The organism is Streptomyces sp. NBC_00663, assembly GCF_036226885.1.
In the GTDB taxonomy this organism is placed as follows: Bacteria; Actinomycetota; Actinomycetes; order Streptomycetales; family Streptomycetaceae; genus Streptomyces.
Genome location: NZ_CP109027.1, coordinates 7,570,069 through 7,594,577 on the forward strand (window position 1 = coordinate 7,570,069; position 24,509 = coordinate 7,594,577).

At 71.9% G+C, this 24,509-nt stretch carries 25 protein-coding genes and 1 pseudogene; 18 read left to right on the top strand and 8 right to left on the bottom strand.

Translation table 11 applies throughout. From position 1 onward, the window contains the following. Positions 1–68: 68 nt before the first annotated feature. From OG866_RS34295 to OG866_RS34335, 9 genes are all read left to right on the top strand, one after another. Positions 69–2,132 carry a tetratricopeptide repeat protein gene (locus OG866_RS34295; protein ID WP_329340804.1) on the top strand — a complete coding sequence of 688 codons (2,064 nt, stop codon included), beginning with the start codon at positions 69–71 and terminating at the stop codon, positions 2,130–2,132. Positions 2,133–2,276: 144 nt separating this feature from the next. After that, positions 2,277–3,392, top strand: a complete 1,116-nt coding sequence (gene ald, locus OG866_RS34300; RefSeq protein ID WP_329340806.1) for an alanine dehydrogenase — start codon at positions 2,277–2,279, stop codon at positions 3,390–3,392. A 412-nt stretch (positions 3,393–3,804) separates the two neighbouring features. Continuing rightward, positions 3,805–4,941: a ParA family protein gene (locus OG866_RS34305; RefSeq protein WP_329340808.1), complete on the top strand. Its 1,137-nt coding sequence runs from the start codon at positions 3,805–3,807 to the stop codon at positions 4,939–4,941. Then, positions 4,926–5,492 carry a hypothetical protein gene (locus tag OG866_RS34310; RefSeq protein WP_329340810.1) on the top strand — a complete coding sequence of 189 codons (567 nt, stop codon included), beginning with the start codon at positions 4,926–4,928 and terminating at the stop codon, positions 5,490–5,492. The genes OG866_RS34305 and OG866_RS34310 overlap by 16 nt, the downstream gene beginning before the upstream one ends. 18 nt (positions 5,493–5,510) lie before the next feature. Beyond that, the gene (locus OG866_RS34315; RefSeq protein WP_329340811.1) at positions 5,511–6,470 is read left to right on the top strand and encodes a segregation and condensation protein A; all 960 of its coding nucleotides are present in this window, start codon (positions 5,511–5,513) and stop codon (positions 6,468–6,470) included. Next, positions 6,467–7,117, top strand: a complete 651-nt coding sequence (gene scpB / locus OG866_RS34320) for an SMC-Scp complex subunit ScpB (protein WP_329340813.1) — start codon at positions 6,467–6,469, stop codon at positions 7,115–7,117. Before OG866_RS34315 ends, scpB begins: the two co-directional genes overlap by 4 nt. Positions 7,118–7,128: 11 nt before the next feature. Next, positions 7,129–8,250 (top strand): pseudouridine synthase, encoded by a 1,122-nt coding sequence (locus OG866_RS34325; protein ID WP_329340815.1) that lies wholly within the window; start codon positions 7,129–7,131, stop codon positions 8,248–8,250. Between the two features lie 102 nt (positions 8,251–8,352). Continuing rightward, positions 8,353–8,598 (top strand): hypothetical protein, encoded by a 246-nt coding sequence (locus OG866_RS34330; protein ID WP_329340817.1) that lies wholly within the window; start codon positions 8,353–8,355, stop codon positions 8,596–8,598. Continuing rightward, the gene (locus OG866_RS34335; protein ID WP_329340819.1) at positions 8,595–9,140 is read left to right on the top strand and encodes a TIGR03086 family metal-binding protein; all 546 of its coding nucleotides are present in this window, start codon (positions 8,595–8,597) and stop codon (positions 9,138–9,140) included. The genes OG866_RS34330 and OG866_RS34335 overlap by 4 nt, the downstream gene beginning before the upstream one ends. 78 nt (positions 9,141–9,218) lie before the next feature. On the opposite strand, the gene OG866_RS34340 is transcribed toward OG866_RS34335, so the two are convergent. Further along, positions 9,219–10,142 (bottom strand): DUF72 domain-containing protein, encoded by a 924-nt coding sequence (locus OG866_RS34340; protein WP_329344426.1) that lies wholly within the window; start codon positions 10,140–10,142, stop codon positions 9,219–9,221. Between the two features lie 78 nt (positions 10,143–10,220). Here OG866_RS34340 and OG866_RS34345 point away from each other — a divergent pair, with 78 nt between their 5' ends. Both OG866_RS34345 and OG866_RS34350 read left to right on the top strand, forming a co-directional pair. Further along, on the top strand, positions 10,221–10,946 hold the full coding sequence (locus tag OG866_RS34345; RefSeq protein WP_329340820.1) for an NUDIX hydrolase: 726 nt from the start codon (positions 10,221–10,223) through the stop codon (positions 10,944–10,946). Then, positions 10,943–11,959 (top strand): ADP-ribosylglycohydrolase family protein, encoded by a 1,017-nt coding sequence (locus OG866_RS34350; protein ID WP_329340822.1) that lies wholly within the window; start codon positions 10,943–10,945, stop codon positions 11,957–11,959. Before OG866_RS34345 ends, OG866_RS34350 begins: the two co-directional genes overlap by 4 nt. 13 nt (positions 11,960–11,972) lie before the next feature. Here the strand turns inward: OG866_RS34350 and OG866_RS34355 are convergent, their stop codons facing one another. The 3 genes from OG866_RS34355 to OG866_RS34365 form a co-directional block, all read right to left on the bottom strand. Next, positions 11,973–12,386, bottom strand: coding sequence for a Rieske (2Fe-2S) protein (locus OG866_RS34355; RefSeq protein ID WP_329340824.1), 414 nt, complete (start codon positions 12,384–12,386; stop codon positions 11,973–11,975). After that, positions 12,383–12,967, bottom strand: coding sequence for a DUF6529 family protein (locus OG866_RS34360; RefSeq protein WP_329340826.1), 585 nt, complete (start codon positions 12,965–12,967; stop codon positions 12,383–12,385). Before OG866_RS34360 ends, OG866_RS34355 begins: the two co-directional genes overlap by 4 nt. Positions 12,968–13,072: 105 nt before the next feature. Beyond that, on the bottom strand, positions 13,073–13,735 hold the full coding sequence (locus OG866_RS34365) for a hypothetical protein (protein ID WP_329340828.1): 663 nt from the start codon (positions 13,733–13,735) through the stop codon (positions 13,073–13,075). 152 nt (positions 13,736–13,887) lie between these two features. Between OG866_RS34365 and OG866_RS34370 the strand changes: the two genes are divergently transcribed. From OG866_RS34370 to der, 6 genes are all read left to right on the top strand, one after another. Continuing rightward, a complete protein-coding gene (locus OG866_RS34370) occupies positions 13,888–14,292 on the top strand; it encodes a YidB family protein (RefSeq protein WP_329340829.1) in 405 nt (134 codons plus the stop codon). 100 nt (positions 14,293–14,392) lie between these two features. Next, entirely contained in the window at positions 14,393–14,761 is a 369-nt protein-coding gene (aroH, locus tag OG866_RS34375) for a chorismate mutase (RefSeq protein WP_329340830.1), read from the top strand. Next, positions 14,758–15,843, top strand: coding sequence for a prephenate dehydrogenase (locus OG866_RS34380; protein ID WP_329340832.1), 1,086 nt, complete (start codon positions 14,758–14,760; stop codon positions 15,841–15,843). The genes aroH and OG866_RS34380 overlap by 4 nt, the downstream gene beginning before the upstream one ends. A gap of 108 nt (positions 15,844–15,951) precedes the next feature. Further along, positions 15,952–16,638 carry a (d)CMP kinase gene (gene cmk, locus OG866_RS34385; protein ID WP_329340834.1) on the top strand — a complete coding sequence of 229 codons (687 nt, stop codon included), beginning with the start codon at positions 15,952–15,954 and terminating at the stop codon, positions 16,636–16,638. Further along, positions 16,596–17,279, top strand: a complete 684-nt coding sequence (locus OG866_RS34390) for a lysophospholipid acyltransferase family protein (protein WP_329340836.1) — start codon at positions 16,596–16,598, stop codon at positions 17,277–17,279. Before cmk ends, OG866_RS34390 begins: the two co-directional genes overlap by 43 nt. 79 nt (positions 17,280–17,358) lie before the next feature. Beyond that, positions 17,359–18,837, top strand: a complete 1,479-nt coding sequence (gene der / locus OG866_RS34395) for a ribosome biogenesis GTPase Der (protein WP_329340838.1) — start codon at positions 17,359–17,361, stop codon at positions 18,835–18,837. Positions 18,838–18,894: 57 nt separating this feature from the next. On the opposite strand, the gene OG866_RS34400 is transcribed toward der, so the two are convergent. Together OG866_RS34400 and OG866_RS34405 are read right to left on the bottom strand one after the other, a co-directional pair. After that, the gene (locus OG866_RS34400) at positions 18,895–19,290 is read right to left on the bottom strand and encodes a hypothetical protein (protein ID WP_329340840.1); all 396 of its coding nucleotides are present in this window, start codon (positions 19,288–19,290) and stop codon (positions 18,895–18,897) included. Between the two features lie 66 nt (positions 19,291–19,356). Continuing rightward, positions 19,357–20,139: a hypothetical protein gene (locus OG866_RS34405; protein ID WP_329340841.1), complete on the bottom strand. Its 783-nt coding sequence runs from the start codon at positions 20,137–20,139 to the stop codon at positions 19,357–19,359. A 322-nt stretch (positions 20,140–20,461) separates the two neighbouring features. Between OG866_RS34405 and OG866_RS45300 the strand changes: the two are divergent. Continuing rightward, positions 20,462–20,761 (top strand): annotated as a pseudogene (locus tag OG866_RS45300) (transglycosylase family protein); the annotation flags it as partial. Positions 20,762–20,990: 229 nt separating this feature from the next. Here the strand turns inward: OG866_RS45300 and OG866_RS34415 are convergent. Together OG866_RS34415 and OG866_RS34420 are read right to left on the bottom strand one after the other, a co-directional pair. Then, positions 20,991–21,761, bottom strand: a complete 771-nt coding sequence (locus tag OG866_RS34415; protein WP_329340843.1) for an ATP-binding cassette domain-containing protein — start codon at positions 21,759–21,761, stop codon at positions 20,991–20,993. Beyond that, positions 21,758–24,502 (bottom strand): ABC transporter permease subunit, encoded by a 2,745-nt coding sequence (locus OG866_RS34420; RefSeq protein WP_329340845.1) that lies wholly within the window; start codon positions 24,500–24,502, stop codon positions 21,758–21,760. The genes OG866_RS34415 and OG866_RS34420 overlap by 4 nt, the downstream gene beginning before the upstream one ends. Positions 24,503–24,509 lie beyond the last annotated feature (7 nt).

The following is a 24,509-nucleotide window of genomic DNA, read 5'->3' on the forward strand; positions in this document are numbered from 1 at the left end:
TACGCTCTGTAAATGCCCGTTCGGAGTCCCGGCGGGCTTGCGCGTGCGGTGGGACGGGAGTGTGGCCCGTGACGGACCAGGCGGTGGACACGAGCGGCGTTCAGCTGTCGGCCGAGGGTCAATTCCTGGGCCGGAACAGAGAGTTGAAGGAGCTCCGCGCCGACATCGAGCGGGCGGGCCTCGACACCCTCTCCGGCAAGAAGGCCCCCCGCGCGCGCGTGCTGCTCATCGCGGGCCGGCCGGGCTCGGGCCGCACCGCCCTCGCCGAGGAGCTCGTACGACAGGTCGCGGACCGTTACGACGACGGGGTGCTCCGGGCGCGTCTGAGCGAGCCCGACGGCACCCCGGTCCCGGTCGAGCACACCGCCCGTGAGCTGCTCGCCGCCCTGGACCTGCCGACCCCGGCAGGCGCCGCCGAGGACGACCTCACGGCGGCGCTCCGCGAGGCCCTCGCCGACCGCAGCGCGCTGCTCCTGCTCGACGACGCGGTCACCGCCGACCAGGTCGACGCCCTCCTCCCGGACACCCCGGACTGTCTGGTCGTCGCCGTGTCCGACGGCCCGCTCACCGGTATCTCCGACGTCCGCCCCTGCACCCTCGGCGGCCTCGACACCAAGTCCGCCCTGGAGCTGCTGACCCGGCACACCGGCTCGGTCCGCATCACCGTCGACCCCCGTGCCGCCGAGGGCCTCGTCGAGGTGTGCCAGGCCCAGCCCGCCGCCCTGACGATGGCCGGCGGCTGGCTCGCCGCCCGGCCGAAAGCCGCCGTCGCCGACCTCGCCAAGCATCTGCACGCCGAGGGCGACGAGGGGACGCCGCTGACCCGGGTCTTCCGCCTCGCCTACGGCTCCCTGCCCAGCCCCGCCGCCCGGGTACTGCGTCTGCTCTCCCTCGCCCCGGCCGGCCTGGTCGACCCGCACACCGCCTCCGCCCTCGCCGGCTGCTCGGTGGGCGGCGCCCGCACCACCCTGGACGACTTCGTCGCCCTCGGCCTGCTGCACTCCGTGGAGTCCCCGCTGCCGCAGTACGAGGTGCCGGCCTGTCTGCACCCCCTGCTGAAGTCCCTCGCCGAGACCCAGGACCGCCCCGCCGAGCTCCAGCTGGCCCGCGCCCGGATGCTGGAGCGCACGGTGCGGCTGCTCCAGTCCTGCCGTGCCATCACCGAGACGGACAACCCCGAGGCCCGCGAGAAGCTCCAGGGCATGCCCCGCTCCCTGCGCTTCCCCAGCCCCCGGGCTGCCGAGGAGTGGCTGCGCGTCCGCAGGCCCGCCCTGCTGGCCTCGGCGCGGCTCGCCGTCGCCGACGGGGAACTCGACACCCTCGCCAGACGGCTGATGTCCCAGCTGGTCAGGGCGATGGTCGCGCACTTCGGCACCCAGGCCGCGGCCCCCGACCTGTACGGCATCCACCGGCTCGTCCTCGATGTGGCCGAGCGCCGGGAGCTGCCCCGGGAGCAGGCGGCGGCGCTGCTGAACCTGGGCGATCTGGACGCCCAGACCGGGCGCACGGCCGACGCGCTCACCCGTTATCGGGCCGCGCTGGACGCCGGACGGGCGGCAAACGATCCGTATGCGACCGGCCGCGCGATGGAATCCGTAGGCGGCGCGCATCTGGAGCTCGGGGACTACGACCGGGCCGCCGACTGGTTCGGCCGCGCCCTCGCCCAGCGCCTGGCCCGCGACGAGCGCGCGGACGCCGCCCGGCTGTACGGGCGGATCGCCGCCGCCCACACCTACGCGGGCCGGTACGGCGAGGCGCTGCGGAGCTGGCGGGCCGCGGTCGCCGGGTACCGCAAGGAGGGCGATGTGGCCGCCCACGCACGGGCGTTGAGCGAGGTGGCGCGGGTCCAGGAGTACGCAGGACGGCCCGAGGAATCGCTGCGCACCTGCCAGGAGGCCGTCGAGTGGGCGCGGCGCGCGGAGGACGCCCGGTTGCAGGCCGCGTTGCATCTGAGGCTCGCCGACACCCTGGACCACCTGGGCGATCCGGCCGCCGCGACGCTGCACCGGGGGGCCGCCGGGCGGCTGCTGGGGGAGGAGCTTTCGGAGCCGGAAGTGGAACCGGAGCGGCCTGATCCTTCGAAACAAGACGCTGATGCCTGCGAAATCCGTAGTACACCCGCAGAAGATTGATGCAATGAAAGGCTGGACAGCGGGAACACCTTCATTAGACTGGCTCTGCCGCACCTTCTCCTGCGGTGTCTCCCGGTGTGCTCGTGCATGCCCGGGTATGTGTTCTATTGCCCCACATCCACTGAGCCAAGGACCGTGATCCACGTGAAGGTCGGCATCCCCCGCGAGGTCAAGAACAACGAGTTCCGGGTGGCCATCACCCCGTCCGGCGTGCACGAGCTGGTGCGCCACGGCCACCAGGTCGTCATCGAGCAGGGCGCCGGTGTCGGCTCGTCGATCCCGGACGAGGAGTACGTCGCCGCCGGCGCGCAGATCCTCGGCACCGCCGACGAGGTGTGGGCCACCGCCGACCTGCTGCTGAAGGTCAAGGAGCCCATCGCCGAGGAGTACCACCGGCTCCGCAAGGACCAGACGCTCTTCACCTACCTGCACCTGGCCGCCTCCAAGGAGTGCACCGACGCGCTCATCGAGTCCGGCACCACCGCCATCGCCTACGAGACGGTCGAGCTGCCCTCGCGCGCCCTTCCGCTGCTCGCCCCGATGTCCGAGGTCGCGGGCCGCCTCGCCCCGCAGGTCGGCGCCTACCACCTGATGCGCTCGGTCGGCGGCCGTGGTGTGCTCCCCGGCGGCGTCCCCGGCACCCAGCCCGCGCGTGCCGTCGTCATCGGCGGCGGCGTCTCCGGCTGGAACGCCACGCAGATCGCGGTCGGCATGGGCTTCCACGTCACGCTGCTCGACCGCGACATCAACAAGCTCCGCGAGGCCGACAAGGTCTTCGGCACCAAGGTCCGGGCGATCATGTCCAACTCCCTCGAGCTGGAGAAGGCCGTCCTCGACGCCGACCTCGTCATCGGCGCGGTGCTCATCCCGGGCGCCAAGGCCCCGAAGCTGGTCACCAACGAGCTCGTGGCCCGGATGAAGCCGGGAAGTGTCCTTGTCGACATCGCGATCGACCAGGGCGGCTGCTTCGAGGACTCCCACCCGACGACGCACGCCGAGCCGATCTTCCAGGTGCACAACTCGGTCTTCTACTGCGTCGCCAACATGCCGGGCGCGGTGCCCAACACCTCCACCTACGCGCTCACCAACGCGACGCTGCCCTACATCGTCGAACTCGCCAACCGCGGCTGGGTCGAGGCGCTGCGCCGTGATCCCGCGCTCGCCAAGGGCCTCAACACCCATGACGGCAAGGTCGTTTACCGCGAGGTCGCCGAGGCGCACGGCCTGGAGCACGTCGAGCTGGAGACGCTGCTCGGCTGAGCCCCTGACCTCGCCGAACGGCTAAGTCACCTTTTCGTAAAGGCGATACGTCAACATGGCGTGTCAACGACGCGCACCCGGCCGGACCTTGCCCGACAAGGTCCGGCCGGATGTGTGTATGGTCACTTTGCGACTCTCGGTCAACTCGCCTCGAACGTAACCCTTTGGTCGATTCGCACACCCGTGAAACCTGCCGTGCGACGGCCGTACGCCCTTGACAGAGGGATGTTTCATTGCCGACACATCGGGCCGGGTCCGGCGGATTGTGTTGCTGCGGACGCCCGACACGCCATAGAGTCGCCGACTGTCGGCATGGTGCCACGCTGACCTGTCTAGAAGTTTCCTGGTCACCAAGGAGGTAAGACGACTTGTGAATGAGTCGACATTTTCTCCCGGGGGTGGTCAACCAGGAGTGCCGGTACGGGACCAGGGTCCCGCGGGGTTCGAGGCTGTCGGCTCCGTCGCGGTGCGCACCTTCGCAGCCCACCGGAGTCACCAGCAGACCCGCGTGACTCTGTCAGCACACCAGAGCATGGATGGCCATCACGTGAACGCCATGGCCGGCGACGGAAGTGGCGCGCCCCACAGCCAGTTCGCCGACTACGACGAACTGCCCGAGGGGCACTTCTACGACCCCGACGCCGAGTACGAGCCCGACCCCGAGTACGCGGCCACGCTCGCTCCCGACGCTGCCCGTCAGCGCCGCGAGCGCATCGGCCCGACCGGTCGCCCGCTGCCGTACTTCCCGATCCCGGGTCCGCTGACGGACCACGGGCCCGCGAAGATCATCGCGATGTGCAACCAGAAGGGCGGCGTCGGCAAGACCACGTCGACCATCAACCTGGGTGCCGCCCTCGCGGAGTACGGACGCCGGGTGCTGCTCGTGGACTTCGACCCGCAGGGCGCGCTGTCGGTGGGACTCGGTGTCAACCCGATGGAGCTCGACCTCACCGTCTACAACCTGCTCATGGAGCGGGGCATGGCGGCCGACGAGGTCCTGCTGAAGACCGCGGTCCCCAACATGGACCTGCTGCCGAGCAATATCGACTTGTCGGCGGCGGAGGTCCAGCTGGTCTCCGAGGTCGCGCGCGAGTCGACGCTCCAGCGTGCCCTGAAGCCGCTCATGGCCGACTACGACTACATCGTGATCGACTGTCAGCCTTCACTGGGTCTGCTCACGGTCAACGCCCTGACGGCCGCGCACAAGGTGATAGTGCCTCTGGAGTGTGAGTTCTTCGCGCTGCGTGGTGTCGCCCTGCTGACGGAGACCATCGAGAAGGTCCAGGAGCGGCTCAACCCCGAGCTGGAGCTCGACGGCATCCTCGCCACGATGTACGACTCGCGCACGGTCCACAGTCGCGAGGTCCTGGCCCGGGTGGTCGAGGCGTTCGACGATCACGTCTACCACACGGTCATCGGACGCACGGTCCGCTTCCCGGAGACCACGGTCGCCGGCGAGCCGATCACCACGTACGCCTCCAACTCCGTCGGCGCCGCCGCCTACCGCCAGCTCGCCAGGGAGGTGCTCGCCCGGTGTCACGCCGAGTGAGTCTGCCGGGGGCCGACGAACTCTTCCGTACGACAGGGGGAATGGCGCTCCAGCCGTCCACTCCACGACGGGGGGCCAACGGCGAAGCCCGGGTGCCCGCTCCCGCCGGCGAGAGCGACGGAACGGCGGCGGAGGACGCACCGCACTCCGTGCCCGCCCAGGGCGGGGACGGCGACGGGGCGGAGCACGTGGCCACGGAGCCGGCCGAGACCGGTGAGTCCCGCAGCCGGGGCACCGCGACGGAGCGCTCCGCACGACGTCAGGACACGCAGGAAGGTTCTGCCGCCGCACCGCGCAAGCAGCGCGGTGGCGGCAGCAGGGCGCCCGCGCGCCGGCCCAGCGGCCGGGAGCGGCACGACGAGAAGATCACTGTGTACGTCTCTGCCGAGGAGCTCATGGACCTGGAGCACGCGCGTCTGGTGCTCCGCGGCGAGCACGGCCTGGCCGTCGACCGCGGGCGCATCGTCCGTGAGGCGGTCGCCGTGGTGCTGGCCGATCTGGAGTCCCGCGGGGACGCGAGCATCCTCGTACGACGGCTGCGCGGGCGGTAGCGGTAGCCTGCGGAGGCCATGACCTCGAACGACGCTCCCGTCCCCGCCTCCGGCGCCGCTGCCGGCCGCCGGCGTGTGCTGGGGCGGGGGCCGGGGGCGCCCGAGGCGCCTGAGCCCGTCGCGGTGGACGAACCGGTCGTGGTGGAAGAGCCGGTCGCGGAAGAACCCGACGACGGTGTCTTCAAGGTCCGGCTCGCCAACTTCGAAGGCCCCTTCGACCTGCTCCTCCAGCTGATCTCCAAGCACAAGCTGGACGTCACCGAGGTCGCGCTCTCCAAGGTCACCGACGAGTTCATGGCGCACATCCGGGCGATGGGCCCGGACTGGGACCTGGACCAGACGACCGAGTTCCTCGTGGTGGCCGCCACACTGCTCGATCTCAAGGCCGCCCGGCTACTGCCCGCCGCCGAGGTCGAGGACGAGGCCGACCTCGCGCTGCTGGAGGCCCGTGACCTGCTCTTCGCGCGGCTGCTCCAGTACCGCGCGTACAAACAGATCGCGGACATCTTCAACCGCCGCCTCGACGACGAGGCCCGCCGCTACCCCCGTACCGTCGGCCTGGAACCGCACCACGCGGAGCTGCTGCCCGAGGTCGTCATCAGCATCGGCCCGGAGGGATTCGCCAAGCTCGCCGTGAAGGCGATGCAGCCCAAGCCCAAGCCGCAGGTGTACGTCGACCACATCCACGCGCCGCTGGTCAGCGTGCAGGAGCAGGCCGGGATCGTCGTCGCCCGGCTGAAGGAGCTCGGCGAGGCCAGCTTCCGGGCGCTCGTCGAGGACACCGACGACACCCTCACCGTCGTCGCCCGCTTCCTGGCGCTCCTTGAGCTGTACCGGGAGAAGGCCGTCGCGCTCGACCAGGAGACGGCCCTCGGGGATCTCATCGTGCGCTGGACCGGTGGCGCGGGGGAGCAGGCGCCGATGGTCACCGACGAGTTCGACCGACCGCCCGAGCCGCCCAAGGAGGACAAGGCGTGAGCGAGGAGACCACCGACGTCCCGGCCGGGCAGCGCACCGTCGCCGACCTCGATCTCAAGCCCGCGCTCGAGGCCGTCCTCATGGTCGTGGACGAGCCGGCGACCGAGGAGCATCTCGCGAAGATCCTCCAGCGGCCCAAGCGGCAGATCGCGGACGCGCTGCGGGAGCTGGCCGACGAGTACACGGTCCAGGGACGCGGTTTCGAGCTGCGGCTGATCGCCGGCGGCTGGCGTTTCTACTCCCGGCCCGAGTTCGCGGCGGCCGTCGAGGGCTTCGTCCTGGACGGCCAGCAGGCCCGGCTCACCCAGGCGGCGCTGGAGACGCTGGCGGTCGTCGCGTACCGCCAGCCGGTCAGCCGCAGCAGGGTCTCGGCGGTGCGCGGAGTGAACTGTGACGGGGTCATGCGCACCCTCCTCCAGCGGGGTCTGGTTCAGGAGGCGGGCACGGAACCCGAAACAGGTGCGATCCTGTACACGACGACGAACTACTTCCTGGAGCGGATGGGCCTGCGTGGCCTGGACGAGCTCCCGGAGCTCGCGCCCTTCCTCCCCGAGGCGGAGGCGATCGAGGCCGAGACACTGGAAGGGGTCCCGTCGTTCGATCCGGACGCTCCTGACGCGCCGGACGGCCACGACGCAGACGACTAGACGGAAATGTGATGCGAAGCAGCAGCGGCAGGAACAGCAGCGGAAACAACGGCGGGAGCCGTGGTGGCAACAGCGGCGGCCGCGGCGGGAGCAGCGGGGGCCGCGGTAACCACCGCGGTGCCGGGAACAACCGCGACGACAGCCAGGGCGGCCGGCCGAAGAAGCCCCGTCCCGAGGAGCGTCGCTACGACGTGGGCCCCGGCGCCTCCCCGGAGGGGCCGAAGACGGGGCGCGGCGCCTCGGCGCGCGGTGGCGCCAAGGGCGGGCCCAAGCAGGGCCAGGGCACCGGGCGCGGCCGTTGGGTGCCGGCGACCTCCCGTGAGTACGAGGCGCGTGCCGAGGAGCGCAACCGCGAGCGGTACGCGAACAAGAAGGACGTGAAGCTCCCCAAGACCTTCCCGGGCGCCGAGCAGGAGGGCGAGCGGCTGCAAAAGGTCCTCGCGCGCGCGGGCTACGGCTCGCGGCGGGCCTGCGAGGAGCTCATCGAGCAGGCGCGGGTCGAGGTCAACGGCGAGATCGTCCTGGAGCAGGGCAAGCGCGTCGACACGGAGAAGGACGAGGTCAAGGTCGACGGTCTGACCGTGGCCACCCAGTCGTACCAGTTCTTCTCGCTGAACAAGCCCGCCGGCGTCGTCTCCACCATGGAGGACAACGAGGGCCGTCAGTGCCTCGGCGACTACGTCACCAACCGGGAGACCCGGCTCTTCCACGTCGGGCGGCTCGACACCGAGACCGAGGGTGTCATCCTGCTCACCAACCACGGTGAGCTGGCGCACCGGCTGACCCACCCCCGGTACGGCGTGAAGAAGGTCTACCTCGCGCACATCGTGGGTCCGATCCCGCGCGACCTGGGCAAGCGCCTCAAGGACGGCATCCAGCTGGACGACGGGTACGCGAAGGCGGACCACTTCCGGGTCGTCGAGCAGACCGGCAAGAACTACCTCGTCGAGGTCACCCTGCACGAGGGCCGCAAGCACATCGTGCGCCGGATGCTGGCCGAGGCCGGCTTCCCGGTCGACAAGCTGGTGCGCGTGGCCTTCGGCCCGATCACCCTGGGCGACCAGAAGTCGGGCTGGCTGCGGCGGCTGTCCAACACCGAGGTCGGCATGCTGATGCAGGAAGTCGACCTGTAGGTCATCTCGTACGACGGCCGGTTCCGGATATTTCTCCGGGACCGGCCGATGCGTTTCGGCGCTCCCGCCGGTCTGTACCCCACACGGACGAAGGGAGCAGACATGATGACCGCGACGGCGGACCAGGAGCACCGGGTACGGACGGCGGACGCGGCCGGCGCGACCGAGGATCCGCCCAGCATGCCTCTGACGGCCCTGGAGAGCCGTGGGCGGCCTCCGCTGCCCTCGGGGCCGGAGAGCCCGCCAGGGGCGCCTGGGAAGCCGCTGAGGGGCCTCACGGCGGACGCGCCGGGGCATGGGCGGCTGTCGGACGCGCCCTCCTTCGGTCCGCCCGAGGTGTTGTCGTGAACGCCGGGGAGCTGCTGGAGCGTTCGCTCGCCTACGCGCTCGGGAGTGTCGCCGGGGCCGAGAACGCGGGCCTCGGCCGGGTCACGCCGTGCGCCGAGTGGGACTTGGGGGAACTGCTCGGCCATCTCGACGACTCCCTGGAGGCGTTGTACGAGGGGCTCACCGGCGGACGGATCGGGCTGCTGCCGCACACCGACCGGGTCTGCGGGTTCCGCACCCGCGCGCGTGCCGTGCTCGGCGCCTGGGCGGCCGGACCGGGCGACGAGGTGCTGGTCGGTGAACGGCCGCTGGACGTGCGGGTGATGGGTGCGGTCGGCGCCGTCGAGATCGCCGTGCACGGCTGGGACGTCGCCCAGGCATGCGGCAGGCCGCGGCCCCTGCCGGCCGCCCTGGCCGCCGAGTTGCTGCCCGTGGCCCGGTGCGTGGTCGCGGCGGAGGACCGGGGAGTGAGGTTCGCCGAGCCGGTCGCGGTCGCGTCCTGCGTGCCGCCCGAGGTCCGGCTGCTGGCCTTCCTGGGGCGCCGCGATTCCCTCGCGGGGTGATCCGGGCCGGGCGGGTCTCCTTTCCGGGGTGATCCGGGCCGGGCGGGTCTCCCTTGCGGGGGAATCCGGGCCCGGGCGTCACCGCGTGCTGCGCGAGCCGGGCGACGCCGGAGGGGCGGGAGAGGCGGGAGGGGCGGGAGCGGCGGGGGCTGTGTCGGCGCCGGTCAGCAGACGCTGCATCGTCTCGGCGGCACGGACGGCCGCAGTGCCGCAGCAGTTGTTGAACAGCACGTGGAGTGCGTCGACCCGCCCGGACAGGGAACGCAACCGGGGCAGCCACTCGGCGAGTTCGGCCTCCTGGTACGCGTACCGGAACCGGTCCTCCTTGCTCCCGGTGCCCCATGAGGCGCTGCGTCCGTGGAAGCGGACGACGGACAGCCGCGGCGAGGTGACCGGAGCGACGGGCGGGATCGAGGAGGGGAGGCTCTGTGTCATGTCGACGGCCACGGCCGTCATGCCGTACCGGGCGAGCAGAGCGGCGGTCACGTCCGCCCACTCCCTGCGCCACCAGCCGGGATGCCGGAACTCCACGGAAATCGGCCACCCGGCGGTGCGTTCGGCGCACTCCCGCAGAAACGCCCCGGCCCACTGCCCGGGCCGGAACCATGGCGGGAACTGGAACAGCACACCGCCGAGCCGGCCGGCCGCCCGCAGTGGCTCGATCCCCTCGGTGAAGCGCGCCCACACCGCGTCGAGCACCGTCGGGTCCCGGGGGTCGGCGGGCAGCCCGTCCGGCATCACGGAACTCCGGGTCGGATGACCGGTGAGCAGCGAGAACGCCTTCACGTCGAAGACGAAGCCGGGCGGGGTGCGCTCGGCCCACAACGTGCTCGTGCGGGCGTCGGGCAGTGCGTAGTACGCCGAGTCGACCTCGACGACCGGGAACCGCCCGGCGTAGTGCCGCAGCCGTCCCTCGGCGTCCCGTCGCCCCGGCGGATACCAGCCGCTGCCGGTCAACGCCCGGTCCGTCCACGAACACGTGCCCACGAGGATCTCGCCCATGTGGTTGCGGTTACCCGGGTTGTGCGAACCCATCCCGCCTCTTTATAGTCGTACTGACTATTAATAGAGGGGGAGGGTGTGGCTGTGAGCGATTACGACAAGCACGCCTACGAACCCTTCGCCGTCACCGTCGATCTCGCCGTCCTCACCGTCCGCGAGGGCGCCCTGCACGTGCTGCTCGTCGAGCGCGGACAGGAGCCGTACGCCGGCCACTGGGCGCTGCCCGGCGGCTTCGTGCGGCCGGATGAGTCGGCCGAGACGGCCGCACGGCGTGAACTCGCCGAGGAGACCGGCCTGTTCGACGTCTCCGGGCTGCACCTGGAGCAACTGCGGACCTACAGCGAGCCCGACCGTGACCCTCGGATGCGGGTCGTCTCCGTCGCCTTCGCCGCGCTGCTGCCCCACGCGCCCGAACCGCACGGCGGCAGCGACGCGGCCGACGCCCGCTGGGTGCCGTACGGCCAGGCCAGGCCGCTCGCCTTCGACCACGACCGGATCCTGGCCGACGCCCATGAACGGGTCGGCGCCAAGCTCGAGTACAGCCGTCTCGCCACCGCCTTCTGCCCGGCCGAGTTCACCCTCGGCGAGCTCCAGCAGGTCTACGAGACGGTGTGGGGCACGACCCTCGACCGGCCCAACTTCCGCCGCAAGGTGCTCGCCACGCCCGGTTTCGTCGAACAGGTCCCCGGCGCCGCGAAGTTGACCGGCGGGCGCGGCAAACCGGCGGCGCTCTACCGCGCGGGACCTGCCACCGCCCTGCACCCGCCCCTCCTCCGACCGTCCCGGGAAGGACGCCCCGCATGACCGCCACCACCGTCAGGAAGCGCGCCGCGACCGGCACACTGATCGGGCTCGCCCTCGGGGACGCGCTCGGATTCCCGACCGAGTTCAACGACGTCCCGTCGATCCTCGCCAAGTGCGGGCCATGGCGGGAGATGCAGCTGCCGAAGCGGGCGTTCGTGTCCGACGACACGCAGATGACGCTGGCTCTCGGGCGCGGGCTGCGGAGCGCCATGGACCGGGGAGTGCTGGGTCCGGAGAGCATGGCGGCGGACGTGCGGCAGGAGTTCGTCGCATGGAACCGCTCCCCGGAGAACAACCGGGCGCCGGGCCGCACATGCATCACGGCATGCGATCTTCTGGAGCAGCCGGGGCTCTGGCAGGACGCCAGCCAGATCCACTCCAAGGGCTGCGGTGCCAACATGCGCGTCGCGCCCATCGGGCTCGCCCCGGGCCTCAGTGACGAACAGCGGTCCGGCGCCGCCCAGTTGCAGTCCGCGCTCACCCACGGGCACCCGACCGCCCTCGCCGCGTCCGACCTCACCGCGCACGCCGTACGGCTGCTCGCGCAAGGGGCCGAGCCGACCGGACTGGTCGGGCTGCTGCGGTCGTACGCCATCGAGAACCGCTCCCGCTACCACGAGCGCTGGCTCGGTGATCTGTGGACGCGGAGCCAGGACCCCTCGGCCGAGCACTTCATCGCGCGCGGCTGGGACGAGTGCCTGGCGATCCTGGACCGGCTGCGGGAAGCCGTCCGTACCGTCTCGCCGGAGACCGACCCGTGCCTCGCCACCGGCGAGGGGTGGATCGCCGAAGAGGCGCTGGCGACCGGGCTGTTGTGCTTCCTGCTCTTCGTCGACGAGCCGGTGACGGCCCTGCGCAGGGCCGCCTGCACGGCCGGGGACTCCGACTCGATCGCCTGTCTGACGGGCGCGTTCGCGGGGGCGTACCACGGGGTTGACGCCTGGCCCGCCGAGTGGGCGGACCGGATCGAGTACCAGAGTGAGCTGGTGACGCTCGGCGCCCTGTGGGACTAGGGGGCCGGAGGGACTAGGCGAGTTGGATCGAGTCGCCGTCGACCTTGATCTTCTTCTCGGCCAGGGGCTGGGTTGCCGGCGGGTGGGCCACCGAGCCGTCCTTGATGCTGAACTTGCTGCCGTGGCAGTTGCAGTTGATGGTGCCGTCCGAGACGCTCGCCACCGGGCACTGCTGATGGGTGCAGATATTGGTGAAGGCCTTGAACTCGCCCTTCTCCGGCTGGGTGACGACGACCTTCTCGTCCTTGAAGATCTTGCCGCCGCCGACCGGGATGTCGCTCGTCCTCGCCAACTCCGTACCGGCGGTCGCCTCGACCGTGTCGGAGCCGGAGTCGTTGTTGTCGCCGTACTCGCCGCACCCCACGGTGAACGCCGCCGCGCCCGTCGCGAGAAGCACCGAACGCCGCGTCGGGCCTTGCATCGTCATGTCGTCACTCCGAACGTTCGGAAGAACCAGAGGGCGGAGGTCAGCCAGATGACCGTCAGCGTGGCGAACACAAGCCCGCCGACGATCGGCAGCAGCCAGTTGGGAAGGCGCTCCGAGCGGAGCAGGAGCATCTTGGCACTGAAGGCCCCGAAGAAGAAGCAACCCAGGAGGGAGTGCCAGAAAACGCGCGTTTCATACGTCTGACAGCCCAGCGCGTAGAGGCAGTGGACCGCGACCGGCACCGCCACCAGGAAGGCCGCGCGGCCCGACCAGCGGTGCAGCGTCGAGGACCAGCTCGGGCCCGGCAGCCTGCCGTACATCATCAGCGCCGACGTGAACTGCACCAGCGCGAAGAAGACGGCGACCGTGGCCAGCCAGGACTTCACGGCACCCGTGCTGCTGAAGCCGGCGAGGTTGAAGGCGGTGCCCGCCGGGTCGTGGACCTTGCCGTACACACCGAGGGCGACCGCCACCGCGGCGGCCACCAGGGCCGGGATCAGATAGCGGGCCGGGCTCGGCCGGTGGTGGTCGGGCGGTGGACTCGGGAATCCCTGCGTGGCGGCGTTCGGGTCGACGGTCATGTCGGCTCCCAGAGCTGAAGACGAGCGGGGCTGAGGGCGATCGGGTGTGAAGGCGGGCGGGGCTGAGCGCGAGCGGGGCCGAGGGCGGCGGGGTCGAGGGCGGGGTCAGGGTGTGACGGGGCGGGCCGTGAGCTGCTGGCCCTCGATCGTCACCTCGCCCGTCGCCGGGTCGATCTCGGGGGCGGGGGAGGGCTTGCCGTTCTTGTCGAGGATGCCGACCTGGGTGCCGTCCTTCAGGACGATCCAGCCGCCGTCGAACTTCGCGTCGCGCACCGTGGCCGTCGCCCGGTACAGGCCGGACGGCTTGATCGCCTTGTCCGCGGTGAACGCGTAGTGCCCGCCGCCGATGTCGACGGTGCCGCTGATCCGCTTGCCCCGCTTGAGCGTGCCGTTCAGCTCGGCGCCGCCCTTGCCGGTGAGTTTCATGGTGCCGTCGTCCTTTACGTCGCCCTTGAGCCATGACTCCTTGTCCCGGCCGTCGCAGAAGTAAGCGATCGCCCGGCCGTCACGCACGGAGACGGCGACCGCGGAGGAGTCGTCGTCCGTACGGCCCGCGTAGTCGGCGTTCGGGATCGGCGACTTCGAGGGTGACGGAGACGGCGACGGGGACTTCGTCGTGGGCGGCGGTGACGCCTTGGTGCCCGGCGACGGGGACTCCTCCACCGACGCGGAGGTCTTCTTCTCGCCCGTCGTCGCGTTGAGCGACAGCATGAACAGGCCTAGCAGCAGACCCGCGAGAAGGGTGAGCAGCGGTCCGGAGCGCTTCATGAAAGGGCCTCCCCCGAGGCGAGCTTCCTGCCATGAGAGCGGAGACGGGGCCCCGAGTCCAGGGGCGCATCGATGTGTTTTCTCCCCGAGTAGCGGAGCTGTGACCTTCGGGTGACATTGTCAGGGTCCGTACTCCCGAAAGGCTTTTGATCATGGCGGGAAACGATCTCGGTGGCCTGCTGGGCAGCCTGCTCGGTTCGGGCAGCGGTTCCGGCGGGGGCAACATCCTGGGCGCGCTGCTCTCCGCCCTCGGCAAGCAGGGCGGCAACGGCGACAACCCGTTGGGCGGGCTGCTCGACACCCTCGCCAAGTCGGGTCTCGCCGAGCAGAAGGAGTCCTGGCTCGGCAGCGGCGAGAACCAGTCGGTGACCGGCGCGCAGATCCAGCAGGCGCTGCCCGGCGACACCCTTCAGCAGGTCGCCGAGGAGGCGGGCGTCTCCCCGGACCGGGCCGCCGACGCGCTCGCCCAGGAGCTGCCGCGGGCCATCGACAGGATGACCCCGAACGGCGAGGTGCCGGCGTCCCTGGAGGAACTCATCAAGCAGCAGTCGCCGTGAACGGCCCCGGGTGTCTCAGGGGGCGGGCGCCCCGTCCCCACCCCCCGCGGGCTGACTAGGCTGGATGTACCAGAGCCGTACATCAGCAAGGAGCATCGCCGTGGCGGTACGAGCGGTCCGGGGCGCCGTCCAGCTAGAGCGGGACGAGGCCGGTCACATGGACGAGCAGGTCGGAGCGCTGCTCACCGCCGTTCTGGAGCGGAACGACCTCACCGCGGACGACCTGATCAGCATCTGGTTCACGGCCACACCGGACCTGCACAGCGACTTCCCGGCCGCCGCGGCCCGCAAGCTCGGCAGCGGCTTCGCCGACGTACCGCTGATCTGCGCCCAGGAGCTCGACATCGAGGGCGCCATGCCGCGCGTCGTGCGGATCCTCGCGCACATCGAGTCCGACCGGCCCCGCGCCGAGATCAACCACGTCTACCTCGGTGCCGCCGCCGCTCTGCGCAAGGACATCGCCCAGTGAGAACCGCACTCGTCATCGGCACCGGCCTCATCGGCACCTCCGCCGCGCTGGCGCTCGTGAGCCGGGGCGTCACCGTCCACCTCGCCGACCACGATCCCGAGCAGGCCCGTACCGCCGCAGCTCTCGGTGCCGGCACCGACGAGGCGCCCGAGGGGCCCGTCGACCTCGCGATCGTCGCCGCCCCGCCCGCCCATGTGGCCGGCGTGCTCGCCGACGCCATGCGCCGGGAGGTGGCCCGTGGCTACATCGACGTGGCCAGCGTCAAGGGCGGCCCGCGCCGTGAGCTGGAGGCCCTCGGCCTCGACCTGTCGTCGTACATCGGCACGCACCCCATGTCGGGGCGTGAGAAGTCCGGCCCGCTGGCCGCCTCCGGTGACCTCTTCGAGGGCCGCCCGTGGGTGCTGACGCCGACCCGGGACACCGACACCGAGGTGCTGAACCTCGCCCTGGAGCTGGTCTCGCACTGCCGTGCGGTGCCGGTGGTCATGGACGCCGACGCCCACGACCGCGCGGTGGCGCTGGTCTCCCACATGCCGCACCTCGTCTCCAACATGGTCGCCGCGCGTCTGGAGAACGCCGAGGAGTCCGCCGTACGGCTGTGCGGGCAGGGCATCCGTGACGTGACCCGGATCGCCGCCTCCGAGCCCCTGATGTGGGTGGACATCCTGTCCGCGAACCCCGGGCCGGTCGCCGACCTGCTCTCCGACGTCGCCGCCGACCTGGAGGAGACGGTGCAGGCCCTGCGCGGGTTGCAGTCCTCGGACGAGGCCGAGCGCGGCAAGGGTGCCGTCGGCATCCAGGACATCCTGCGGCGTGGGAAGGCCGGCCAGGTGCGGGTACCCGGTAAGCACGGCTCGGCGCCACGGTCGTACGAGATCGTCGCCGTCCTCATCGACGACCAGCCCGGTCAGCTGGCCCGCATCTTCGCGGACGCGGGACGGGCCGGGGTCAACGTCGAGGATGTCCGCATCGAGCACGCGACCGGACAACAGGCCGGTCTGGTGCAGCTGATGGTGGAGCCGCAGGCGGCGCCCGTACTGACCGCGGCGCTGCGGGAGCGGGGCTGGTCCATTCGGCAGTGAGTGCTCCGGCCCTCCGCCCGTAAGGAGGCCGCCGACGAGCCAGTACCCTTGTGCGGGGCCCTCGCGCGCCCCGCACCCCACCACACCGCACCAGGAAGGTGTCCCCCCGTGGAAAACGGCGCCGCCCAGCCCGTGATCGTCGCCATCGACGGTCCCTCCGGCACCGGCAAGTCGAGCACGTCGAAGGCCGTTGCCGCGCAGCTCGGTCTGAGCTACCTGGACACCGGCGCCCAGTACCGGGCGATCACGTGGTGGATGGTGACCAATGGGATCGACATCGAGGACCCGACCGCGATCGCCGCCGTGGCGGGCAAGGCGGAGATCGTCTCCGGCGACGACCCGGCCGACCCGACGATCACCGTCGACGGCACCGACGTCGCCGCCGCGATCCGCACCCAGGAGGTCACCTCCAAGGTCAGCGCCGTGAGCGCGGTGCCCGAGGTGCGGGCCCGGATCACCGAGCTACAGCGCTCGATCGCCGCCGGCGCGGAGAAGGGCATCGTCGTCGAGGGCCGGGACATCGGTACGACCGTGCTGCCCGACGCCGACCTCAAGATCTTCCTCACCGCCTCGCCGGAGGCGCGTGCCGCCCGCCGCAGCGGTGAGCTCAAGGGCGCCGACGTCCACGCCACCCGCGAGGCCCTGATCAAGCGGGACGCGGCCGACTCCTCCCGCAAGACCTCGCCGCTCGCCAAGGCGGACGACGCGGTGGAGGTGGACACCACCGAGCTCACGCTCGCGCAGGTCATCGAGTGCGTCGTCACCCTCGTCGAGGAGAAGCGGGCCGGGAAGTGACCGCACCCTCCCTGCGGGGCGCCGAGGTCGGGCGGCGTATCGGCGTCGGCCTGATGTACGGGCTGTGGAAGCCGCGCGTGCTCGGCGCCTGGAAGGTGCCCGCGGCCGGGCCGGTGATCTTCGCCGTCAACCACTCCCACAACATCGACGGCCCGATGGTCATGGGCGTCGCGCCCCGGCCGACGCACTTCCTGATCAAGAAGGAAGCGTTCATCGGCCCGCTCGACCCGTTCCTGCTCGGCATCGGCCAGGTCAAGGTCGACCGCTCGGGCACCGACCGCACGGCCATCACCCAGGCGCTCGACGTCCTGTCGGCCGGCGGCGTCCTCGGTATCTTCCCGGAGGGCACCCGGGGCGAGGGCGACTTCGCCGCGCTGCGCGCCGGGCTCGCGTACTTCGCGGTCCGCAGCGGCGCCCCGATCGTCCCGATCGCCGTACTGGGAAGTTCCGAGCGGCGGGGACGGTTGATAAAGGCGCTGCCTCCGTTGCGCAGCCGCGTCGACGTGGTCTTCGGTGACCCGTTCGAGGCGGGCGACGGCTCCGGGCGGCGCACCCGCAAGGCGCTCGACGAAGCGACCGAGCGCATCCAGAAGCAGCTCACCGTGCACCTGGAAAACGCCAGGCGCCTGACCGGGCGCTAGGCGACACTAAGTAGTGGATCAATCCGGAGAAACCGGCCGGTCCACCGATCACCACGATGAACGACGAGGTACGGACTTCATGAACGACCACATCCACTCCGAGGGCTCTTTCGCAGAGCACGACCACGGAGCGCTTGGCGATGCCGAGTACGCGGAGTTCATGGAGCTCGCCGCGGAAGAGGGCTTCGACCTCGAGGACGTCGAGGGCGCGATCGAGGCGGCCGGTCACGGGCCGCTGCCCGTGCTCGCCGTCGTCGGCCGGCCGAACGTCGGCAAGTCGACGCTCGTCAACCGCATCATCGGGCGCCGCGAGGCCGTCGTCGAGGACAAGCCCGGCGTCACCCGCGACCGGGTCACCTACGAGGCCGAGTGGGCGGGCCGCCGCTTCAAGGTCGTCGACACCGGCGGCTGGGAGCAGGACGTCCTCGGCATCGACGCCTCCGTCGCCGCCCAGGCCGAGTACGCGATCGAGGCCGCCGACGCCGTCGTCTTCGTCGTCGACGCCAAGGTGGGTGCCACGGACACCGACGAGGCGGTCGTACGACTGCTGCGCAAGGCCGGCAAGCCGGTGGTGCTCGCCGCCAACAAGGTCGACGGCCAGAGCGGCGAGTCCGACGCGGCCTACCTGTGGGCCCTCGGCCTCGGCGAGCCGCACCCCATCTCCGCGCTGCACGGCCGCGGCACCGGCGACATGCTGGACGCCGTCCTGGAGGCCCTGCCCGAGGCCCCCGAGCAGACCTTCGGCACCGCCGTCGGCGGCCCGCGCCGCATCGCCCTCATCGGCCGCCCGAACGTCGGCAAGTCCTCGCTGCTGAACAAGGTGGCGAACGAGGAGCGCGTCGTCGTCAACGAACTCGCGGGCACCACCCGTGACCCGGTCGACGAGCTGATCGAACTCGGCGGCGTCACCTGGAAGTTCGTCGACACCGCCGGTATCCGCAAGCGCGTCCACCTCCAGCAGGGCGCCGACTATTACGCCTCGCTGCGCACCGCCGCCGCCGTCGAGAAGGCCGAGGTGGCGGTCATCCTGATCGACGCCTCCGAGAACATCTCCGTCCAGGACCAGCGCATCGTCACCATGGCGGTCGACGCGGGCCGCGCGATCGTCCTCGCCTACAACAAGTGGGACACCCTCGACGAGGAGCGCCGCTACTACCTGGAGCGGGAGATCGAGACCGAGCTCGGCCAGGTCGCCTGGGCGCCCCGGGTCAATGTGTCGGCGCGCACCGGCCGCCACATGGAGAAGCTGGTCCCGGCGATCGAGACGGCCCTGGCGGGCTGGGAGACGCGCGTCCCCACCGGCCGTCTGAACGCCTTCCTCGGTGAGCTGGTCGCCGCCCACCCGCACCCGATCCGCGGCGGCAAGCAGCCCCGCATCCTCTTCGGCACCCAGGCCGGCACCAAGCCCCCGCGGTTCGTGCTCTTCGCCTCCGGCTTCATCGAGGCGGGCTACCGCCGCTTCATCGAGCGCCGACTGCGCGAGGAGTTCAGCTTCGAGGGCACCCCGATCCACATCTCCGTGCGGGTGCGCGAGAAGCGCGGCAACAAGAAGAAGTAGGCGTACGGCATACGAAAGGGCGGCTCCCACAGTGGGGAGTCGCCCTTTCGTGTTTCCTCAGAGGCCCCGGCGCCGGCCCGGCGGCAGTGCCGGCACGTGCTGCACCATCGTGCCGTGCTGCCCGACCTGCCCGACGCGCTGCCACTGCGACTGCTGCTGGCCGACGCGGGCGCTGTTCGCGCCCGCGCTGTAGGCGCTGTACGAGCTGCTGAACGACCCCGGCCGGTGCCCGCCGTACGACTCCGAGCCCTGGGCGAGGTTCCCGAAGGCGATGAAGTCCAGCTCGTCCTCGCCGCTGCGGTCACCCGGCAGCGTCCGGAAGGACTTGACGTACTCGGCGTAGAGCGTGTCGTAGATCGGCGTGGCCGAGGGACCGCCGAGCGGGTCCGGAGTCGACCGCGCCGAGGGGATCGACTGGAAGGGCGGGCGGCGGGGAACTTCGTATGCGTGCACGTATGTCCAAACGACCGCAGTCTTCAGGGGATGCGGGCGCGTTCAGGGTGCACAGGGGCGTCGGGGTCACGTCCCCGCGAGCGGCAGTGCGGAGGCGACCAACTTGCCGTTGGCGGCTGCCTTGTCGATGGCGTCCCGCAGCAGGTCCTCCCGCGGCTGACGCCCGATCGACCCCACCGGCGCCGCGAACATCAGCACCTGCTGGTGCTTGTTGGCTGCGGCCCGCCAGCTCTCGGTGACCTGGAGCGGCTGATGCGCCTGCCACCAGGCCACCGGCTGACCGCCGTTGGCCGAGGGCTGGAGCACCGCGTGCAGCTGACCCATGGCCAGCAGCACCGACCAGCCGTGCAGCACCGGCGGCACCTCGGACAGTTCGGTGACCGGCATGAACCCCTGCTCGATGAGGAGCGGCAGGAAGTCGTCGCCGGCGCCGGTCGCGCCCGGGCGCACGATCGGCCCGGTCGGCTCGACCACGAGCGCCGGGTGCAACTCCCCGGCGATCAGTACGAGTCCGCTGGTGACGCCGAGCACCGCCTGCTCGGGGACGACCTTGTCGGGGTCCAGGTCGACGGAGTCGCCGGTGATGGACTTCACCGCTCCCTGGAGCTGCTCCTCGGTGACCTGGACGACCTGCGAGGGCAGACAGGTGGCGTGGGCGAAGGCGAGGACGGCGGTCTCGTCACCGATGAACAGGACGGTGCTGGTGCGCTCCGCTTCGGAGTCGCCGGGGGTGCGGCAGGACGTGCAGTCGTAACTGCCGGGGGCGTTGTCTCCGGCGAGCAGCCGGTCGGCCTCTTCGTCGCCGATCTCGGCGCGAACTTCGTCGCTGACGTCGAGCAAGCGCGGCACGGGTGACTCCCTCAGGAAGCGGTGCCCGGGTGGGTCCCGGGCTCATGAAGAAGACAACGGGCGATCTGTGGCGGGAGTCACGCTCCAGAGCGAACGGAATCGAACCATCTGGCGCAGCGGGCCACCACGGGTGCGGAATGGGGCAATCAGTGTCAAGTCGTCGTAAATCCAGGGATGTTGATTCGTCCATACCTGGGTAACGGCGATCCGGCCTCCGCCCGTGCGACGAGCACGTCCGGCCGGTCCGCCGACCGGGTGGGGCTCTCACCCGTGCCGGTCGCGTATCGACCGCGGCACCGGACGCCCTGCTTAGCGTGGGCCGATGTACCGCACGCCGCTCAAGTTGCTCCTCGCCGTCTGTCTGCTCGCCGGGGCGGCTCCCGCCCTCGCCCACGCGGCCCCGCCGCCCCCGGCCCCGGGCCCGCCCTCCTCGACGGTGCCGTACGACTGCGCCCGCGACGGCTGGCCCTGGAGCTGTGTCGCGGAGTGCGAGAGCGGCGGACGCTGGCACGTGAACACCGGCAACGGCTTCTACGGCGGACTCCAGTTCTGGCAGCCCACCTGGGAGGAGTTCGGCGGGCTGAAGTACGCCCCGCGCGCGGACCTCGCCACCCGGGCACAGCAGATCGCCGTCGCCCAGGAGGTGCTGGCCGTGCAGGGCTGGGAGGCCTGGCCGGTCTGTTCCCGGCGGTACGGGCTCCAGGGCCGGATGCATACGGTGAAGGCTGGCGACACCCTCGCGGGGCTCGCCCGCAAGTACGGCGTCCAGGGTGGGTGGCGGGCGCTGTACCGGGCCAACAAGGAGATGATCGGGCGCTATCCGGACCGGCTGAACGTGGGGACGCTGCTGGTCATTCCGAAGGGTTCGGGTGGGCCGAGTGGTTCGAAGGGTTCGAAGGGTTCGGAGGGTTCGAAGGGTTCGGAGGGTGGCCGGGCGGCTCTGGCCGTCTTCGGGGGGCCGCTCGATCCGGGGTCCACTCGGCCGCCTGTCCGCTGAACACGACCTCACCCCGGCGCAGTTCGTACACGAGGACGGGGGAGGCGGCCGGCGTCCGGTCGCGCAGGGCCGGTGGCAGGCGTTGTGCCGCCACGACCACGCAGGCGTCGAGCCCGGCCAGCAGGGCGTACGTGCGGGCGGCGACCGTGGGGGACATGCCCTGCGTGGGCTCGTCGACGAGCAGGACGCGCGCGGGGGTCAGCAGGGCGCGGGCGAGTGCGAGCATGCGCTGCTCGCCGCCGGAGAGGGTGCCGGCCCGGCGGGGGAGCAGGGCCTCCAGCTGGGGGTAGGCGTCGAAGGCCGGCGTGAGGGCGGGCGCGGCCAGTTCGAGGTTCTCGCGGACGGTGAGGGAGCCGAACACCGCCCGGCTCTCGGGGACCAGGTGGAGGCCGCGGCGGGCGCGTTCGTGGGCGGGGACGCGGGTGATGTCGGCGCCGTCCCAGACGACGGCGCCGCCCGAGAGCGGGACGGTTCCGGCGAGCGCGCGCAGGCTGCTCGTACGGCCGGAGCCGTTGCGGCCCAGCAGGACGGTGAGGCCGGGGGCCGGGGCGGCGAGGGTGACGCCGTGGAGGGCCTCCAAGGGGCCGTAACGAACGCGCGCGTGGCGCAGGGAGAGGGTGGTCATGCGGGGCTCTCCTGGGTGCCGAGGGCGCCGAGGGTGCCGAGGGTGTCGAGCACGTGCTCGGGCGGGCCGGACGCGATGACGCGGCCCGCGGCCATGACGTGGACGACGTCCGCGAGGTCGGCCACCAGGTCGAGGTCGTGCTCGACGACGAGCAGGGCGGTGCCGTCGGCGGCGAGGGCCTTCAGAACGCGGGCCAGCGCGGCCACTTCGGCGGTGTCGAGGCCGGCGGCGGGTTCGTCGAGGAGGAGGACGTGGGGGCTGCCGGCGAGGGCGCGGGCGAGTTCCACGCGGCGGAGGGTGCCGGTGGGGAGGTCGGCGGCGGGGAGGGCACGGAGGGGGCCGTCCAGGGCGAGGAGTCTGAGGGCGTGGTGGGTGGCGGTTTCCGGGTCGGGGACGTGGCTCTGTTCGGCGCCCACGCGGACGTTGTCGGCGATGGTGAGGGAGGGGAAGACGGCGAGCTGCTGGAAGGTGCGGGTGATGCCGAGGCGGGTGCGGGCGTGGGCGGGGAGGTGGGTGATGTCCTGGTCGGCGTAGCGGACCTGGCCGTGGGTGGGGTGGTGGGTGCCGGCGAGGCAGTTGAAGAGGGTGGTCTTGCCGGCGCCGTTGGGGCCGACGACGGCGGTGATGCGGCCGGGGTGGACGGTGAGGTCGATGCCGTCGAGGGCGGTGAAGGTGTCGTAGCGGGCTGTGAGGTGGTGGGTGGTGAGCGCGCGGCCTGCGGCCGCGATGTGTTTCCCACCAGCACCGCCCGTGCGGCTCTCGTGGTCGGGTGCGGGTGGCCCTTGCGGGGGTTGAGCGCCGTTGGCGGGTGCGGGTGCGGGTGCTGGTGCGTTGTGGTTGGCGGGCGTGTCGTGCGTGTTGGTGGCCGCGGTCGTCGTTCGCTGTTTCGGGGTTCTCAGGCGTCTCCGCACCTCCACGCCCATCGGCGTCAGCCCCACCGCCCCCCGCGCCCGCAGCCGCCCCACCCCCGCCAGCAGTGCCTCGTACGGTCCGCCGGGGAAGCGGCCCACCAGTACCGCCAGCACCCCGATCAGGGCCGCCGCCACCCCGCCCCTCGCCCCCGCGTCCAGGCCCACCAGCAGGGCCGCCGCGGTCAGGGCGCCCAGGGTGCTGTCGGCGCCCAGGACCATGACCGCGGCGAACCAGAGCAGGCCGCGGACGGGGTCGAAGGCGCCGGGGTCGAAGGCGCGTACGCCCATGCCGAGCATGCCGCCGCCCAGGGCCGCCAGCGCCGCGCCCGCGACGAACGCCAGGAGCTTCAGGGACGGGACCTGGACGCCCGCCGCCGAAGCGCCCGCCTCGTGGTCCCTCATCGCCGCCAGGGCCCGGCCCGTACGGCCCGTGCGGAGCAGGCGGGTCGCCCACAGGGCCGCCGCCAGCAGCGCCAACTCCAGGACGTAGTAGGCGCGGTCGCCCTCGAAGCCCGCCGGGCGGCCCAGGGACAGGCCCGCCGTGGCGTACGGCTGGGCGAAGACGAAGCGGCTCACCCCCACGCCCACCGCGAAGGTCGCCAGCGCCAGGGCCAGGCCACGGCGGGTGATCGCGGGCCAGCCGGTCAGGAGGCCCAGGGGGGCGACGAGGAGGACCGCCAGGGCGAGGGCGGGGAGTTCCGGCAGTCCGGGCATGCCCGGAAAGCGGCCCGCCGCCAGCAGGGCCGTGAAGAGGGCGCCCAGGCCCGCGTACGCCGCCTGGCCGAGCGAGATCTGGCCGCCCCTGCCCGTGACCACCACCAGCGACAGCAGCACCACCCCCAGCGCCGGCACCTGCACCGACGTATGCAGGTCCGAGCCCGCGAAACCCAGCGGGAGGAGGAACAGCACCACCGCCACGATCCACGCGCCCGGCGGCGTCGGCACGCGCGCGGTGGCCGTGCGGGGGAGGGCGTCCCGGGTGCCGACGCGGGGGAGGGCCAGGGCGGCGAGCAGCAGGGCCACCACGAAGAGGTTCGCGCCGACCGCCTGGAGCAGCGGTTCGGCCCAGCCGGGCGGGTGCAGACGGGTCAGCTGGCTCTGGCCCACCCCGATCGCCAGCGCGACCAGGACCGCCAGCGGCAGGCTGCGCATGCGGGCCGCCACCGCGACGGCCACCACTTCCATGACCAGCAGCGGGAGGCCGTACGGGTCCAGGCGCACGTACGGCGCCAGCAGCACGCCCGTCAGGCCCGCCGTGAACGACCCGAACGCCCAGCCCGCCGCCGCCACCCGGTCCGCGTCGATCCCGCCCAGCACGGCCAGCTGACGGTCGTCCACGACCGCGCGCAGCTCACGGCCGAAGCGCGTCCAGCGGATCACCGCGCCCACGCCCGCCGCGAGGACCAGCACGACCGCCAACTGGCCCCAGGGGTCCGAGGACACCAGCTCCGGCGCGTCGTCCCGCGCGCCCTGGCCCCACAGCAGCGCGGCCCCGCCCACCAGCAGCACGAAGACCCCGATGGAGGCGACAAGGGTCTGCGCCGGGTCGCCGCCGAGGACCGACAGGGGCCGGAAGACCCAGCGTTCCAGGGCCACTCCGAGGCCCGGGGCCAGCAGCAACAGGGTCACCGCCGCCCCCGCCCACAACGGCCAGCCCCACTCGACCACGCACTGCCGCAGCACATACGCGCACCCCATGGCGATCGCCCCGTGCGCGAAATTGAGGACGCCCGTCGCGCGGTACGTCACGATCAGGCCGATCCCGGTCAGCGCGGCGGCGCTGCCGACCGAGAGACCGGCGAGCGTGAGGTCGTAGGTGAGGGACGACATCGGCCGC